The sequence below is a fragment of the Streptomyces odontomachicola genome (assembly GCF_039605595.1).
Taxonomy (GTDB): Bacteria; Actinomycetota; Actinomycetes; order Streptomycetales; family Streptomycetaceae; genus Streptomyces.
On the sequence record NZ_JBCFOK010000002.1, the window covers coordinates 186,821 to 202,635 of the forward strand.

Annotated in this window: 15 protein-coding genes and 1 riboswitch; of the genes, 9 read left to right on the top strand and 6 right to left on the bottom strand. The window is 72.9% G+C overall.

From position 1 onward, the window contains the following. Nucleotides 1-25 precede the first annotated feature (25 nt). Nucleotides 26-1,276, top strand: a complete 1,251-nt coding sequence (locus tag ABEE00_RS03565) for an FAD-dependent monooxygenase (RefSeq protein ID WP_345743723.1) — start codon at nucleotides 26-28, stop codon at nucleotides 1,274-1,276. 61 nt (nucleotides 1,277-1,337) lie between these two features. Here the strand turns inward: ABEE00_RS03565 and ABEE00_RS03570 are convergent, their stop codons facing one another. After that, nucleotides 1,338-1,973: a GntR family transcriptional regulator gene (locus ABEE00_RS03570; RefSeq protein ID WP_345744059.1), complete on the bottom strand. Its 636-nt coding sequence runs from the start codon at nucleotides 1,971-1,973 to the stop codon at nucleotides 1,338-1,340. Between the two features lie 242 nt (nucleotides 1,974-2,215). Here ABEE00_RS03570 and ABEE00_RS03575 point away from each other — a divergent pair, with 242 nt between their 5' ends. After that, a complete protein-coding gene (locus tag ABEE00_RS03575) occupies nucleotides 2,216-3,460 on the top strand; it encodes an amidohydrolase (protein ID WP_345743724.1) in 1,245 nt (414 codons plus the stop codon). Between the two features lie 33 nt (nucleotides 3,461-3,493). Here ABEE00_RS03575 and ABEE00_RS03580 read toward each other — a convergent pair whose 3' ends face one another. Then, nucleotides 3,494-3,667 carry a hypothetical protein gene (locus ABEE00_RS03580; protein ID WP_345743725.1) on the bottom strand — a complete coding sequence of 58 codons (174 nt, stop codon included), beginning with the start codon at nucleotides 3,665-3,667 and terminating at the stop codon, nucleotides 3,494-3,496. 307 nt (nucleotides 3,668-3,974) lie between these two features. On the opposite strand from ABEE00_RS03580, the gene ABEE00_RS03585 reads away from it, so the two are divergent. Then, nucleotides 3,975-5,078 carry a GNAT family N-acetyltransferase gene (locus ABEE00_RS03585; RefSeq protein WP_345743726.1) on the top strand — a complete coding sequence of 368 codons (1,104 nt, stop codon included), beginning with the start codon at nucleotides 3,975-3,977 and terminating at the stop codon, nucleotides 5,076-5,078. A gap of 108 nt (nucleotides 5,079-5,186) precedes the next feature. Here the strand turns inward: ABEE00_RS03585 and ABEE00_RS03590 are convergent, their stop codons facing one another. Further along, nucleotides 5,187-6,392, bottom strand: a complete 1,206-nt coding sequence (locus ABEE00_RS03590; protein WP_345743727.1) for a cytochrome P450 — start codon at nucleotides 6,390-6,392, stop codon at nucleotides 5,187-5,189. 259 nt (nucleotides 6,393-6,651) lie between these two features. Between ABEE00_RS03590 and ABEE00_RS03595 the strand changes: the two genes are divergently transcribed. Next, entirely contained in the window at nucleotides 6,652-7,341 is a 690-nt protein-coding gene (locus tag ABEE00_RS03595) for a GbsR/MarR family transcriptional regulator (protein ID WP_451918488.1), read from the top strand. A gap of 68 nt (nucleotides 7,342-7,409) precedes the next feature. Here the strand turns inward: ABEE00_RS03595 and ABEE00_RS03600 are convergent, their stop codons facing one another. Beyond that, entirely contained in the window at nucleotides 7,410-8,690 is a 1,281-nt protein-coding gene (locus tag ABEE00_RS03600; RefSeq protein WP_345743729.1) for an FAD-binding protein, read from the bottom strand. A 225-nt stretch (nucleotides 8,691-8,915) separates the two neighbouring features. Here ABEE00_RS03600 and ABEE00_RS03605 point away from each other — a divergent pair, with 225 nt between their 5' ends. Continuing rightward, nucleotides 8,916-9,344 (top strand): VOC family protein, encoded by a 429-nt coding sequence (locus ABEE00_RS03605; protein ID WP_345743730.1) that lies wholly within the window; start codon nucleotides 8,916-8,918, stop codon nucleotides 9,342-9,344. A 61-nt stretch (nucleotides 9,345-9,405) separates the two neighbouring features. Here the strand turns inward: ABEE00_RS03605 and ABEE00_RS03610 are convergent, their stop codons facing one another. Next, nucleotides 9,406-10,026: a GNAT family N-acetyltransferase gene (locus ABEE00_RS03610; protein ID WP_345743731.1), complete on the bottom strand. Its 621-nt coding sequence runs from the start codon at nucleotides 10,024-10,026 to the stop codon at nucleotides 9,406-9,408. Next, on the bottom strand, nucleotides 10,023-10,520 hold the full coding sequence (locus ABEE00_RS03615) for an NUDIX hydrolase (RefSeq protein ID WP_345743732.1): 498 nt from the start codon (nucleotides 10,518-10,520) through the stop codon (nucleotides 10,023-10,025). Before ABEE00_RS03615 ends, ABEE00_RS03610 begins: the two co-directional genes overlap by 4 nt. A gap of 122 nt (nucleotides 10,521-10,642) precedes the next feature. After that, nucleotides 10,643-10,819, top strand: a riboswitch (cobalamin riboswitch). A 37-nt stretch (nucleotides 10,820-10,856) separates the two neighbouring features. On the opposite strand from ABEE00_RS03615, the gene ABEE00_RS03620 reads away from it, so the two are divergent. Genes ABEE00_RS03620 through ABEE00_RS03635 form a run of 4 tightly spaced genes read left to right on the top strand, consistent with a single transcriptional unit; the run spans nucleotide 10,857 to nucleotide 15,793 of the window. Beyond that, nucleotides 10,857-12,506, top strand: coding sequence for an ABC transporter substrate-binding protein (locus ABEE00_RS03620; RefSeq protein WP_345743733.1), 1,650 nt, complete (start codon nucleotides 10,857-10,859; stop codon nucleotides 12,504-12,506). A 1-nt stretch (nucleotide 12,507) separates the two neighbouring features. Further along, nucleotides 12,508-13,455 carry an ABC transporter permease gene (locus ABEE00_RS03625; RefSeq protein ID WP_345743734.1) on the top strand — a complete coding sequence of 316 codons (948 nt, stop codon included), beginning with the start codon at nucleotides 12,508-12,510 and terminating at the stop codon, nucleotides 13,453-13,455. Further along, nucleotides 13,452-14,291: an ABC transporter permease gene (locus tag ABEE00_RS03630; protein ID WP_345743735.1), complete on the top strand. Its 840-nt coding sequence runs from the start codon at nucleotides 13,452-13,454 to the stop codon at nucleotides 14,289-14,291. Before ABEE00_RS03625 ends, ABEE00_RS03630 begins: the two co-directional genes overlap by 4 nt. After that, nucleotides 14,285-15,793: an ABC transporter ATP-binding protein gene (locus ABEE00_RS03635; protein ID WP_345743736.1), complete on the top strand. Its 1,509-nt coding sequence runs from the start codon at nucleotides 14,285-14,287 to the stop codon at nucleotides 15,791-15,793. The genes ABEE00_RS03630 and ABEE00_RS03635 overlap by 7 nt, the downstream gene beginning before the upstream one ends. The last annotated feature ends 22 nt before the right edge of the window (nucleotides 15,794-15,815 follow it).

A 15,815-nucleotide genomic window follows, 5' to 3' on the forward strand; every position in this document is an offset into this window, starting at 1 on the left:
CACTGATAGATTTCGGGGTGAGGCCATGACCAGCGGACCGGGAGCGCGCTCCCTGCGGATCCTCGTCGCCGGCGGCGGCATAGCGGGCCAGGCGCTGGCCTTCTGGCTCACGCGGGGCGGCCACGAGGTGACCGTCGTCGAACGCTCCCCGGCGCTGCGGGCCACCGGGGCGCAGGTCGACCTCAGGGGGCAGGGCGTCGAGGCCGTCGAGCGGATGGGGCTGCTCGGTGAAGTGCGCGCGAAGCTGGTGGACGAGGCGGGCGTCGCCTTCGTGGACGCGCGCGGCAGGGCCAGGGCCACGATCCTGGCCAACACCTCGGGCAGGGGCCGCCAGAGCCTCACATCCGAGTTCGAGATCATGCGCGGTGATCTGGTGCGCATCCTCCACGACGCGGCGAAGGACGACGCCGAGTACGTCTTCGGCGTGAGCGTGGACGGCTTCGAGCAGGACGCGCGGAAGGTCACCGCGCACTTCTCCGACGGCACATCGGGCGCGTACGACCTCCTGGTGGGCGCGGACGGGCAGGGCTCGCGCATCCGGCGGGCGCTCCACCCCGCGGGGTTCGACCCGTACCGGCGGCTCGGCATCCACATGGCGTACTGGTTCGTCCCGCGCATCGCGTCCGACAGCGCCATCCGGGACACGTACATGGCCCCGGGCGGCCGCCAGATCATGCGCCGCAGCCACGGTCAGGACGAGACCCAGGCGTACTTCGTGCTGAGGGAGGAGTCCGCGGAAGCCTCGGCGGTCCACCGGGAACCCGTCGAGCGGCAGCGGGAGTTCTGGGCGGGCAGGTTCCGCGACGCGGGGTGGCAGGCCGGGCGGTTCATCGACGGGATGGGGACGAGCCCGTTCTTCCACTCCCAGGAGGTCGTCCAGGTCCGCACCGGCACCTGGTACGAGGGGCGCGTGGTCCTCGCCGGCGACGCCGCGCACTGCGCCTCCCCTTACAGCGGGATGGGCGTCTCGGGCGGACTGGTGGGCGCCCACGTACTGGCCGGCGAGATCAACCGGAACCCGGGCGACCTGCCGACGGCGCTGGCGCGCTACGACAGCGTGCTGCGGCCCTTCACCGACACGATCCAGGGCGGCGTGAACCCGCGTCTCCTGCGCCTGGCGATGCCGAGGTCCCGGCGTGCGATCGGCGCCTTCCGCGCCGCCGCCGGGCTGGCCTGCCTCCTGCGCGTCCCCGAATTCGCCGCGCGCTTCGCGAAGGAGGACCGGGGCGGAGGTTGGCGGCTTCCCGAGGACCCGGCGCCCGTGAGCGCGGCCTGAAGGGGGCCCGCGTCAGAAAGGGATTCGTGTCAGGGGCACTCGCGTCAGAAGGGGACTCGCGTCATGCCTCCGGCAGGCTCCGCAGCGCCGCGATCCGACTGTCCCGCACATGCAGCAGCGTGCACGCCGCCGCCGTCTCCTCGTCGCCCGAGGCGATGTCGGCGAGCATGCGGTGGTGCTGGTCGCGCATCGGCTGGGGCTCGGTGTTGAGGCCGAACAGCAGGCGCAGCTGCCACACCAGGGGCTCCATCGTGCGCTCCAGCAGCCCGTTCCCGCTGAGCGTCACGATGTGCCGGTGGAAGCCGATGTTGGCGGTCACCTCCGGCTTGCCGCCCCCGTCGGCCGCCGCGGCGTCCGCGTGCCGCAGCGCCGTGCGCAGGGCATCGAGACCCGGCGGCTCCTGCGGCGCGTACGCCGCGACCCGGCGCGCCGCCAGGCGGCTGGCTTGCACCGCGAGCGGTTCCCACACCTCGTACAGCTGCTCCACGTCGGAGCGCCGGAGCCGCCGCACGCGGACGCCGCTGTGCGGGAGGAGTTCGAGCAGCCCCTCGGTGACCAGGGCGCGCAGCGCCTCGCGCACCGGCACCCTGGACATCTCCAGCTCCTCGGCGACCTCGCGCTCCACGATGCGCGCGCCCTGCGGATAGCGCCCGTCGATGACGCGCTCGCGCACCGCGTCCCGCGCCCGCTCTCCCATCGGCGCGCGTGCCGCCGCCGGTTCCGTGCCCTCGCCCACTGTGTCCCCGCACCTCCCGTCGGCTCCCGTCGGCGGCCACGATACGTCCCGTTCGCTGGTATACGGTCCGCGCCGGGGTGGGGTGGGGAAGGGGCACGTGGTCCGGTCCTTCTGGCGATTCCTGCGTACGGTGTCGAGCCGGGCCCTCGTTTGGTATACAAAATGGGTCGCCCCATCACCGCGAACGCAGGAGGCCGCAGGCCGTGACTCCCCCCGCAGCGGGCGCCGCCCGCACCACCGTCTTCCGCAACGTCCGTCCCGTCGGCGGCGGTTGGCAGGCCACCGGCACGGACGTGAAGCCGGTCGACCTCGCCGTCGTGGACGGGAGGATCGCCGAGCGGCCGGTCGGCGCGTACGAGACCGTGGAGTGCGGCGGCAGGCTCGCGCTGCCCACGCCCGTGGACGCGCACATCCACCCGGACAAGACCGCGTGGGGCGAGAAGTGGTTTTCGCGCAGGCCGGCCGACGGCATCGCCGACTACTGCGAGCAGGACGTCGAGCTCAACCGCCGCCTGGCCACCCCCGTGGGCGAGCGCTCCCGGCGCCTGATGGCGCACGCGGCGGCGCAGGGCACCCGCGGCATGCGCGTGCACGGCGACGTCGCCCCCGCGTACGGACTGGAGGCGGTCGAGGGACTGCACGCCGCACGCGAAGCGCTCTCCCACCTGCTGCACGTGCAGATCACCGGCTTCCCGCAGCACGGCGTGAACCGCGCGCCGGGCACCGACAAGCTGCTCGAACGCGCCGCGCGCGAGGGCCTGATCGACTACGTCGGCGGCATCGACCCCGCGGGCTTCGACAACGCGGGGGAGACCGGGGGCGACTCCGTGAAGGCCCAGCTCGACACCGTCTTCGGCATCGCCGAGCGGCACCGCCTCGGCGTGGACATCCACCTCCACGATCAGGGGGAGACCGGCCTCGGGCCGCTGCGGGAGATCATCGCGCGGACCCGCGCGCTGGACATGGCCGGCAAGGTCACCGTCAGCCACGCCTTCTGCGTGCCTGCCTTAAAGGGCCGCGAATTCGACCGTACGGCGGCCGACCTGGCCGAAGCGGGGATCTCCCTCACCACCGTCGCACCCGACGCGCAGCGGGTGCTGCCGCTCAAGGAGCTCGCGGAGCACGGCGTACGGGTGGGTGTCGGCTCCGACGGGGTGCGGGACTCGTGGAGCCCGTACGGCAACGGAGACATGCTCTACCGCGCCCACCTGCTCGGCTTCTGCCTCGACGCCCGCCTCGACGAGGAACTGGCCCGCTGCTACCTCACCGCGGCACACGGCGGCGCCGAACTGCTCGGCCTCCCGGCCGCCGACCTCAGCGTGGGCGCCCCCGCCGACTTCCTCCTGGTGGAGGGCGAATGCCTGCCGCAGGTCGTGGTGGACATGCCGCGCCGCGACATGGTGGTGCGGGCGGGGCGGATCGTGGCGCGGGAGGGCAAGTTGGTGTGAGGGACGGGGCGTCGAGGCGCGGCGGCGTGCCGCTCACGCGTCGGGGTCGTAGGAGGCCGCCGCGGCGATGAGCAGCACGGCGGCGCCCCCGCCGATCACCCCGTACACCTCGGGACCGTCCCCCGCGTAGGCCCTGACCAGGGCGAAGGCGAAGACTCCGAGGCCGGCCAGCAGCAGGATCAAGGGCTTGAGCCTCCCTTTCCGCATGCCGCCAGTGTGGCGCCGGAACCCTGTCCCCGGCAGCCCCCGAGGGGCGACGGACGCCCAACTCCGGGGCGCACGGCGCGCATCACCCCCGCATACGGAGCGGCGGGATTCGGTTTGTGTCACAGGGGTATCCCGGAATGTCTGCAGAACTCCTGCAAGTTGGGGAAACACGTACACGTGGCGTAACCGTTGATGGCAGAACTAAGGGAAGGATGCCGACGACGCGTCACAGGGAACCACGGCGGATTGGGGGGTGGTCGCATGCGATCCCTGAGGAGTGAACCCGGAAGGTTAGGGGCGACCTGAGGTGCGGATCACGATCCACAGACCACAGGAGCTGAGCGCCGCGCTCCGTACGGCCTGGCACGGGGCGATGGACGCGTCGCCCGACTACGGAAACCCCTTCCTGGCACCGGAGTTCGCCGCGGGCATCGGCAGATACCGCGGGAACGCGCAGGTCGCGGTGTTGCACGAGGACGGGGAGCCGGTGGGCTTCTTCCCGTACGAGCGCTCGGCACTCGGCGTCGGGCGGGCCATCGGGCTCGGGCTCTCCGACTGCCAGGCCCTGGTGCACAGGCCGGGCGTCGCCTGGGACCCCAAGGAAGTGCTGCGGGCCTGCGGGCTCTCGGTCTTCGAGTTCGACCATCTCGTCGAGGCGCAGGCGCCCTTGGAGGAGTACGTCACCGGCACCTTCGCCTCGCCGGTGATCGACCTCAAGGAGAGCACAGGGAACTCCACGTACGCCGAGTGGCTCCGCCACGCGTACCCCGGGCACGCCAAGACGACCCTCAAGAAGGAACGCCGGCTGGCGCGCGATGTCGGCGAGCTGCGCTTCGTCTTCGACGAGCGCGATCCGGGCGCGCTGCGCACGCTCATGGAGTGGAAGTCCGCGCAGTACCGCAGGACGGGGCGGATGGACCGCTTCGCCAAGCCGTGGATCGTGGACCTGGTGCGCAGCCTCGCCGAGGTGCGCGAGGAGCACTTCACCGGCGTCCTGTCGGTGGTGTACGCGGGCGACCGGCCGGTCGCGGCGCACTTCGGCCCGCGCTCGCGCGGCGTGCTGGCCGCCTGGTTCACGGCGTACGACCCGCAGTTCCACCGCTATTCGCCGGGGCTGATGATGCACCTGCGGATGGCCGAAGCCGCGGGCCGCGAGGGGGTGCGGCTGCTGGACATGGGCCGCGGCGACTACGAGTACAAGGACTGGCTCAAGACGCGCGAACTGCGCGTGGGCGAGGGCTTCGTGACCCGCCCGCACCCGGTGGCCGCGGCCTACCGGGCCTGGCGCAGGCCGGTACGCGGCCTCCGCAACGTGGTCCTCGCCCACCCGCAATTGCGCGAACCCGCCGACCGGCTCCTGAAGACGGTCGGAGAGCTCCGCACCTCGGAGGGGCGGCGGGGAGGGGGCTGAGCCAGCCCCTTCACCGAGTCACTGAGCGAGCGGCCGGGCCGGAGGCCTCATGGCCTCCGGCCTCCGGCCTCTGACGGCGCGCACCGAGGGGTCGGAGGACGCGCGCGCTCACGCGTCCCACGTGACCGGCAGGCTCTTCACGCCGTAGATGTCCGCGATCTCCGGGCGCAGGGCGACCTCTTCGGGCGGTACGGCCAGGCGGAGCGTGGGGAAGCGGGTGAGCAGGGCGGGGAAGGCGACGCGCATCTCGACGCGGGCCAGCTGCTGGCCCAGGCACTGGTGGATGCCGTGTCCGAAGGCCAGGTGTCCGCCGCCCTGCCTGCTCAGGTCGAGGACGTGGGGGTCGGGGAAGCGCTCGGGATCGCGGTTGGCGGTGTGGTACGAGAGGATCACCGGCGAACCGGCCTCGATGGTCTGGCCGCCCAGCTCCACGTCCTCCAGCGCGGTCCTCATGAACGACTTGGCCACGGTGAGATACCGCAGCAGCTCCTCCACCGCGCGGTCGGCGAGTGCCGGCTCGGCGCGCAGGGCGGCCAGTTGGTCCGGGTGGCGCAGGAGCGCGAAGGTGCCGAGGGCCAGCATGTTCGCCGTGGTGTCGAGCCCGGCCGCGAGCAGCAGCAGGCCGACGCCCTGGAGCTCCTCGTCGGTCAGGTCGGTGTCGGTGAGGTCGCTGAGCACGTCGTCGGTGGGGTGCGCGCGCTTGGCCGCCACGAGCCGCGCCACGTACTCCTGGGTCGCGGTGTAGGCGGCCATCAGCTCCTCGTCGCCGGTCTCGCCGTTCATGAACTTGTCGACCTGCTCCTGGAAGAGGCCCCGTTCCTCGTACGGGACGCCGAGCAGCTCGCAGATGACGATGGCCGGGAGCGGCTTGGCGAAGGCGGTCACCAGGTCGGCCGGCGGCCCGGCCTTCTCCATCGCGTCGAGCCGGTCGGCGGCGATCTGCTCGATCCGCTCGGTGAGCAGCCGCATGCGCCGCACGGTGAACTTGCCCATCAGCGGCTTGCGGTAGCGGCTGTGCTCGGGCTCGTCCATGAGCAGGAACTCGCCGGGCGGCGCCGGGGGCGCCTTGAGGTCGCCGTAGTCGATGGTGGGGTGGACCATCAGTTCGCGGCGCGAGCTGAATCGCTGGTCGGCCAGCACCGCGCGGACCAGGTCGTACCCGGTGACCAGCCAGCCGGGCCGCCCGCCGGGGAACGTGTAGCTGCTGAGCGGTGCGTGCCGCCGGGCCTCCAGCAGCTCGGGCGGCGGGTCGAAGGGGCAGCCGGCCGGGCGCTCCGTCGGTATCGCCGTGAGGACGTGCGGGGCTTCGCTCATGAACGGCTCCTCGTCTTCGTCTCGTGCGCATGCGGCGTCATCGCGTGCGCGAGCCATGTGCCACGTGTCGCGTCATCGCGATCGTGCATCTCGCGATATGACGCGTTCGGGCATGCTTGAAAGCTATGGCGCGTTCGGGGGCGAGTCAATCGTCCCGATTCCCAACTCCCAGGCAGGGCAAGGGAAATTGATGCAATGACGCTGAGGCCGAATGCAATGCGGCATTGCAATGGCTGGCGGCGAAGGCAATAGTCACGGCATGCCAGGAGGACGGTTGACCCAGCAGGAGCGTCAGCGCATAGCGGCGGGCCTGACCGACGGACTCTCCTACGCGGAGATCGCCAGGCGGCTCGGCCGCCCGACCTCGACGGTCACCCGCGAGGTCGCGCGAAACGGCGGCCCCGGCGCCTACCGGCCCCAGCAGGCGCACCGCGCGACGGCCCGTCGGGCACGCCGCGGCACGCCGGCACCTCCCCGTACGGCCGGACCGGCGGGCGGGCCGGCCGGGGAGGAGGACGCCGGCGCGGAGATCGTCGAGCTGGCGGTCCGCACCGGGCTGCCGCGGATGACCGCGCGCGTGCACGTCGACCTGCTGCTGTCGGAGGACGGCAGGCGTACGGCGGCCGAGCTGGTCAGCAGGCTGCGGGTCAGCCCCGCCTCGGTGTCAACGGCCGTCAACTACCTCGTCGACTACGGCTATGTGCGGCGCGAGCGCGATCCGCTGCGGCGCCGCGACGTGTACGTGGTCGACGACCAGGCCTGGTACCACTCCGTCGTGCTCAACACCCGGCAGACCCTGGAGACGGCGCGGGCAGCGGCGGCCGTGGTGGAGACGGTCGGCCACGACAGCCCGGTGGGGCGGCGGCTGTCCAAGGCGGGGGCCTTCCTGGAACGCGTCAGCCTGGACATCCTCGAATCCGCCGACCGCTGGCGCGACGTGCTGGAGTGAGGAACTGGAGTGCGGAATCCGCCGCCGGGCCCGCCGCCGCACGTGCTCCCGCTTCGCGCGCGTACGCCTCACGGGCGCCGGAACCACCGGTCCAGCATCGCGTTGCGGAACGTCCCCGCGGGGTCGAAGCGGGCCGCCAGCTCCTCGAAGTCGGCGTAGTGCGCGTACAGTTCGCGCAGCTCATCCGGGGGAGTCGTGAACAGCTTCCCCCAGTGCGGGCGGGCCGCGAAGGGGGCCAGCGCGCGCTCGACCGCGCCGATGACCGGGGTCACGGCGGCGGAGTCGGGTGCCCAGGTGAAGTGGAAGGCGACCGCGTCGCGCGCGTACGCCGGGCTCAGCCAGAGGCCGTCGGCCGCGAGGGTGCGGATCTCGCCGGTCCGCAGTACGGGCGCGATGCGCTCCTTGATGCGGTCGAGCGCGTCGAAGGCAGCGACGGCGTCCTCGCGCGCGACGTAATACTCCGACTGCAGCTCCTGCCCGCTGCTCGGCGCGAACTCCCGGCGGAAATGCGGCAGTCGGGCGTGCCACGGTCCCGGCGCGCCGAGCTGCCGGGTGCAGTGGTCCGGCGCGCTGCCCGGCGCCGGATGGCGGGGCCCGTCGGCGAGGGTGGCGCCCAGCCAGCGGGGCGGCGGCGCGGGACGCGGCCCCTCAGGGCCCACGCGCCGCTTGAGCCACGCCTGCCCGATCCGCTCGCCCCGCCAGTCGGTGAAGAGGCTGACGCTGTACGCCGCGGCCATCACCTCCGCGAAGTGCCGCCGCAGTCGCGCGTGCGGCAGCCCCTCGTACACCCACTGCTGCACCTCGAATCCGGGTACGAGGTCGAGGGTCAGGCGCGTGACGACGCCCAGCGCGCCGAGGGCGACGACGGCGCCGGGGAACTGCGCGTCTCCGCGGTGCAGCGTGTGCAAGGAGCCGTCGGCGGTGACGAGTTCGAGCCCGCGTACGGCGGAGGCGAGCGTGCCGTTGCCGTCCCCCGAGCCGTGCGTGCCGGTCGCACAGGCGCCGGCCACCGAAATGTGCGGCAGCGAACCGAGGTTGTGCAGGGCGAGCCCCCTCGCGTGCACTGCGTCGGCGAGCTCGCCGAAGGGGGTGCCCGCGCCGACGGTGACGGTGCGGGCCGTTTCGTCCACGTCGATGGTGCGGGGGAGATCCGCGGTGGAGACCAGTACGCCGTCGGTGTCGGCGATCGCGTTGAAGGAGTGCCCCGTGCCGAGGGCGCGCACCGTGCGGTGCGCGGAGACGAGCTCCTGGAGCTCCGCGACGGAGGCGGGGGAGCGCACGTGCCGCGCCGAGAAGCGGATGTTGCCGGCCCAGTTGGTGAGGGGGCCCGAGGTGAGTGCGTGGTCCACGGCGTGGCTCCTCGTGCGTCGGCCGCGTACGGCAGGCTTCCTGCGGCGGCCTGATGCGTACGGCGCTCGGACGGCTGATCCTCCTGGGCTCGACAGGGCTGATCAACCGGACGGACCGAATCCGCTCCCTTCCCCTCCCTGCTCGCTTCGATGATTGATCGCGCCGGGAAACAGCCCGGTGATAAAAGGATTTGAGCGGGAAAGTCGTCCTGTTACTGTGCGCGCATGCCAGTTCTCAGACAGGTGCAGATCACCTTCGACTCCGCGGATCCCGAGCGTCTCGCCCGCTTCTGGTGCGAGGTGCTGGGGTACATCGCCTCGCCGGCCCCGGAGGGGTTCTCCACATGGGAGGAATTCAACCGGTCGCGGTTTCCCGGGGGCGAGGGGTCGTGGTTCGCCTGCAAGGATCCCTCGGGCGTGGGGCCGCGACTGTTCTTCCAGCGCGTTCCCGAAGGGAAGGTCGCCAAGAACCGCGTGCATCTGGACGTGCGGGTCGGCACCGGAATGGTCGGCGAGGAACGCCTGGCCGCGCTCGAAGCGGAATGCGCACGGCTGGTCCCGCTCGGCGCCGTACGCCAGCGGCTCCTGTACGACGGCCACGATTCCTGCATCGTGATGCAGGACATCGAGGGCAACGAATTCTGCCTCGACTGAGCCCTCGATACGGATCAGCGACTCAACCGCTCAACGGCACAGCGGCTCAACGAATTCGTGCTCAGCGACTCAACGGCCCGGTGCTCCACCGCGCCATGAAGAGCGCGTGTTCGCCCGCCGACTCCGTACCGGCGTAGAGCGAGGTGTCCAGGCCGCAGAAGACGAAGCCCATCCGCAGATAGGCCCGGATGGCGGGGGCGTTGACATTGCTGACCTCCAGCCACACATGGCCCGCGGCGCATTCCCTCGCGAAATCGAGGGCGTGATTCATCAGGGTCCGGCCCACGCCCCTGCCCCTCCAGGCAGGGGCGACCTCGATGTCGCAGATAGTCAGTCGCGCATTCCACGCGTCGAAGGAGCACTCCACGAATCCGCACGGTTCGCCCCCGGCGACGGCGACCACCTTCCGGCGCAACCCCGAGCTGCCCGCGTCCTCCTCGCCGTCCTCCTCCTCGGGAAAGACCTTGTGGAGCGGAGGATCCACCGGGGTTTCGCGCAGGCTGAACCCCTCGCCCGTCACGGCGACTTCGTACACGGAATCCGTCGTGAAGGACCCGTCGAGCCGCGCGAGCGCCTCGTCGTCCTCCGGCCGGGCGGGGCGGTAGACCACCGTCTCCGCCGAGCCCGGATTCCTCGCGGCATCGGTGTCCGCGCCCGCGCACGCGTCGGCATTCGGCTTCATGGCTCGACGGTACGTCCGCCCTCCCGCGCATGATCGCCTTCGCGCCAATGGGCCAGCACGACCCGTACGGCGCTGGAGACCTGTTCCTGCTGCGTACGGTCGGCCCAGCGGTGCGCGTCGTGTTCGTGGGGTGCGAGCTCGACCGGGGCCTTCTCGTGGAGGGCCGTGGCGGTGAAGTTGAACTGGCGGGTCTTCCTGCCGCTCCTGGACAGGTAGTCGAAGTGGCCCAGATAGGCGCCGATCCCGGCGAGCGCGAGGCCGGTCTCCTCGGCGACCTCCCGGTGCAGGGCCTCGGTGAGGGATTCGCCCTCCTCCACGCCGCCCGAGGGCAGTTCCCACAGGCCGCCGAAGTAGTCGTCGGCGGTGCGGTGCAGCAGCAGTACGCGGTCCTCGCGGTCCGCGATGACGGCGCCGACGACGTGCTTGGCGACGCCGTCGGCGCGTGCGGCCCGCAGGAGGGCGTCGAGCAGGGCGGTGTCGAGGGGTGTGTTCACGTCACGGGCTCCTTACGGGACTTGGGCTCGGCCCCGTACGTCGTAGGACCGTGCAGGACACCTCGTACCCGCCCCCGCGGCGCGCATCCGCGCACCCACCCGACCGGCCCTGCCCCGCGTACGTCAGAATGACCGCGTCACAAGGCGACGGGGATCAGGAAGCCGGTGCGAGTCCGGCGCGGTCCCGCCACTGTGACCGGGGAGCGGACCCCAGAGCAGGCCACCGCACGCGGGGAAGCGCGTGGGAAGGCCGGGGCGAGCGTCGATCCGGGAGTCAGGAGACTGACCCGTCGCCGGTCCACCGCACGGGGCGAGGACACCCCGGGAAGGATCGCGTTGCACACCTGTACCCACACCTGTGCCCACGCCCGCGGGTCGTCCCGTGCCACGCCCCGTACGCCCGCGGCGCACACGCCACCTGAGGTCCGCACGCCGGCCGCCTCCCAGGCACCGCCCGCGGCGCGTGCTCCCGGCAGGCGCGCCCTGCTGGCCGGTTCGGGAGCGGCGGCGCTCGCGGCGGCCGGACTGCTCTCCGGGTGCGGAGCCGGGTCCGGGGGCGGCGGGGACGCGCGGCTGCGGGCCGCCTTCGCCGCGGGCGGCTCCCGCGAGACCCTCGACCCGCACGTCGCGCCGAACTTCGTGGACCAGGCACGAGCCAAGGCCCTCTACGACACCCTGGCCACCTACAAGGACGACATGTCGGTGCGCGCCCGGCTCGCCGAGCACTGGGAGAGCGACGCGTCAGGCAAGCGCTGGCACATACGTCTGCGCAAGGCGGAGTTCCACGACGGCCGGCCCGTGACCTCGAAGGACGTGCTCTACAGCTACCGCAGGGCGGCCGACCCCGGGACCGGTTCGCCCTCCCAACAGCTACTCTCCGCCATCGACTTCGACGCCAGCAGGGCGGACGGCGAGCGTGCCCTCACGCTCGTGCTGCGCAGGCCCAACTTCGACTTCCCGACGGCCTTCGCCGGTCCCGGCACGGAGATCATGCCCGCCGGTACGAAGGACTTCCGCAGGCCCGTCGGATCGGGCCCCTTCACCTACGGCTCCTTCACGCCCGGCGGGAACGCCCTGTTCCGGCGCTGGAAGGGCCACTGGGCGGGCGCCCCGCGCGTCGCCGAGCTGGAGATCGTCCCGGTCAACGAGGAGGCGGCGCGGGTCAACGCGCTGCTCTCGGGCCAGGTGCACTTCGCGCACGACCTGGGCGGACCCTCCGTACGGCGGCTGGCGGGGCAGGACTCCGTACGGGTGCTGACCTCGCCGCAGGCCACCATGCAGAACGTGCTGCTGCGCACCGGCAAGGCGCCCTTCGACGACCCGCGCCTGGTCGAGGCGGTGCTGCTCGGCGTCGACCGCGAGGAGCTGGTACGGGTCGCGCTGGCCGGGCACGGGGGAGTGGGCGACGACCTGTTCGGCAAGGGGCTGCGCGGGTATCCCGAGCGCCTGCCGCAGCGGAAGCGGGACGTCGGCAGGGCCCGTGACCTGGTGCGCAAGGCGGGGGCCAAGGGGCTCGGCTTCACGTTGCAGACCAGCACCGTGGACGCCACATGGGAGGCGGCCTGCACGCTGATGGTGCGTCAGCTTCGCGAGACCGGGCTGGAGCCGAAGGTGCGCACGCTCGCCTCCACCACGTACTTCAGCGAGATCGACAAGCGCGGCGTGGCCTCCTTCAGCAGCACCTCCACGCTGCCCGTCTCGGACTTCCTGGAGCAGCGGATGCGCGGGGGCGCGGCGCGCAACCAGACCGGGTTCGCCGACGAGCGCTTCGACGACCTGCTGGGGAAGGCCCGTTCGACACGGGACGAGGGGGAACGGCTGCGGCTGCTCGACCGCGCGCAGCGCATCGCGCGCGACAAGTCCGGGATGCTCGTGTGGGCCTTCTCGGACGCCAACGACGGTGTCGCGGACGCGGTGCGCGGGATGCGGGCCGCGCCGCCCAACTCGCACGACTGGGCCAGGTTCGACCGCGTCGAACTCGTCTGACGTGCGCCGGTACGCCGCACACCGCACGCTCCTCGCGCTGGCCCAGTGCCTCGTGGTACTGGTCGCCGTCTTCGCGCTGGGCTCGCTGCTGCCCGGCGACACCGCCGACGTCCTGCGCGGCGACCGGGGCACGCCGGAGCAGGCGGCAGCGCTGCGCGCGCAGTTGGGGCTCGACCAGCCGGTGTGGCACCGCTTCCTGGACTGGCTCGGCGGGCTGTGCACCGGTGACCCGGGCCGCTCCCTCATCACCGGCATGCCGGCCGGCGCCGAGGTGGGCCACCGCTTCGCCGTGTCGCTGGTGCTGGCCGTGCCGGCGCTCGCCGTGGTGCTCGCGCTCGCCCCGCTGCTGGGGATCGTGAGCGGGCTGCGCGAGGGCAGCGTGCTGGACCGCGTACTGAACGGGGCGGCCGTGCTGCTGCACTCCGTACCGGAATTCGTCCTCGGTCTGCTGCTGATCGCCTCGCTCTCGCTCGCCGCCGGACTTCTGCCCGCCACCGCCGCCGGGCTGGACGGCGCGGGACTGCTGGCCCAGCCCGCCGTACTCGTGCTGCCCGTCGCGGTGCTGGCCGCGCGCCAACTGTGCGACCTGGCACGGCAGATACGCGCGGGTGTCGCCGCGCGCCGCGACGGGCCCGTCGCCGAACATATGCGGCTGCTCGGTCTGCGGGAGCGCGCCGTGGTGCTGCGCCATGTGGTGCCCAACGCGCTGGCGCCCGCCACGCAGCAGTTCGCGCGGTGTGTGGAGGGGCTGTTGGGCGGGGCGCTCCTTGTCGAATCGCTGTTCAGCATCCAGGGCCTGGGCACGGGCTTCGTCCAGGCCGTCCAGAACCGGGACACCCCGCAGGTCCAGCTCTACGCGCTGCTGTTCGCGGGCACGGCGGTGGTGGTCAACCTCTTCGCGGATCTGGCTGCGCACCGGCTGGCGCCGCGGCGGGAGGGGGTGGCGTGAAGTCCCTCATGGCGCGTGGTCCCTCGGCCCGTGATGGGCTCGTGCTGCTGCTGTTGGCCGTTCCGGTGCTGCTCGCGCTGTGCGGGCCGCTGTTCGCGGGGCCGGCCGATCCGCCGCGGTCCGGGGCCGGCGCCGCGCTGCCCTCCCAACCTCCAGGCGCTGGGCACCCGTTGGGCACCGACGTGCTCGGGCGCGATGTGCTCGCGCTGGTGCTGCACGGGGGAGCCTCCGTACTCGGGACCTCGCTGGGCGCGCTCGCCGTGGGCTATCTGCTGGGCGTGCCGCTGGGGCTGCTGGCCTCCGGGTCCCGCCGGCTGCTGAACGAGACGGTCATGCGCACCCTCGACGTGCTGCTCGCCTTCCCCGGGCTGCTGGTCCTGATGACATTGGCCGCCACCGGGCACCGCGCCTGGCACTGGCTGGTGCTGGCCGCCGGTGCGCTGCAAGTGCCCGCGATCGCCCGGCTGGTACGGGGTACGGCGCTGGCTCCCGGCTGCCGCACGGCCGTCGAGGCGCTGCGCATGCAGGGGCGCGGCTGGGCGTACATCCACCTGCGCCACCTGGCCCGCGAACTGGCCGCTCCCGTCGCCACCGACGCGGGCAGCCGCTTCTCCATCGTCCTCTACCTGCTGGCCTCGGCCAACTTCCTCGGCCTGGGCCTGCCCTCCTCCTCGCCCGACTGGTCGGTGCTGATCGAGCGCAACAGCGACGCGCTGTTCGGGCAGCCGTACGCCGTGCTCGTGCCCGCTGGGCTGCTGATGGCGCTGTGCGTCGGCGGCAACCTCGGCGTCGACCGCGCCCTCGCCCGCCTCAGGGAGACCTCCCGCCCATGCTGAGCCTGCGCGACCTGTCCGCCCACGCCGTCGACTCCGGCGGTAGGCCCGTACCCCTGCTCTCCCGCGTCGACCTCACCGTCCCCGCCGGAGCCGTCACCGCGGTCATCGGCCCCTCAGGCAGCGGCAAGACCACCCTGGGCCTGGCGGCCCTCGGCGCTTCCCGTACGGGGGTGTCCCTGACCGGCGAGGTGTGGCTGGAGGACCACGAGCTCCTGTCCCTCCCCGAGGCCCGGCGCCGGTCCCTGCGCTCCGGAGCGGCAGCCCATCTGCCCCAACACCCGGAGACGGTGCTGGATCCCGTACGCCGGGTGGAGGGGGCGCTGCGGGAGCTGGCGGGGCTGCGGGGGAGGGGAGCAGGGGTGACGCGGGCGGAGCGGGACGCCGCCGTCGAAGGGGCGCTGCGGCTTGCCGGGCTTCCGCCCTGCCTTGTGCGGCGGCGGCTTCCGCATCAGCTCTCCGGTGGGCAGCAGCAGCGGGCCGCGCTGGCCTCGGCGCTGGTCACGGGGGCGCGGCTGCTTGTGCTGGATGAGCCGACCAGTGGGCTCGACCCCGCCACGGTCCGGGTGTTGGCCGACAACCTCGGTACGCTGACCGAGGCGGGGGCGGGGGTGCTGTTGCTCAGCCACGATCTGGCGCTGGTGCGGGAGTTGGCCGTTTCCGTGACGGTGCTGGAGCAGGGCCACGTGGTGGAACAGGGGCCGACCGCGGAGGTGCTGGGCGGTGGCGCGCACGCCCTGACGCGTGCGCTGGTGGCGGCCGAGACGCGGGCAGGGAGGGGAAGGACAGGTCCCGAGCCCACCGGGGGCGCCAGCGCCGAGGGTGTGAGCGCCACCGCCCTCGCCGTACGCCGCCGTACCGGCCCCTCCCCGCTCGCGGGCCCGGTCACCATGGCGTTCCCGCCCGGCAGCAGGACCGCGCTCGTCGGCGTCTCGGGCGCGGGGAAGACCACCTTCGGGCGCGCCCTCGCGGGGCTCACCCCCGCCACCGCCGGGCGGGTCACCCACGAAGGGCGCGCCCTCCCACGTCGCGCGGAACGGCGAACGGCGGGGCAGCGCAAGATCGTTCAGTACGTGCACCAGAACAGCGCCGACTCCTTCGAGGCGCACCGGCCCCTCCTGGGCCAGCTCGCCGCAGCGGGGCGGCTGTTGCGGGGGCTGAGCGCGGAGGAGGCGGAGCGCGAGGCGGCCGAGACCGCGGACCGCATGGGGCTGGACGAACCCCTCCTGCACCGCACCCCCGGCACGCTCTCCGGCGGCCAGCTCCAACGCTGCGCGCTGGTCAGGGCGTTGACGGCCCGCCCCGCGCTGCTGGTCTGCGACGAGGCGACCTCGGCCCTGGACGCCCTGGCCAGGGAACGCGTACTGACCGCGCTCCCCGACCTCCTCGCCCCCGCCGGAACCGCCCTCCTCCTCATCACCCACGACCAGACCGCCGTGAGCGAACTCGCCGACACCGTCGCCGTCTTCGAGGCGGGGCGCTGCGTCCGGCACGGACCGGCATAGGGCCCGCTAAGTCCCACACGTC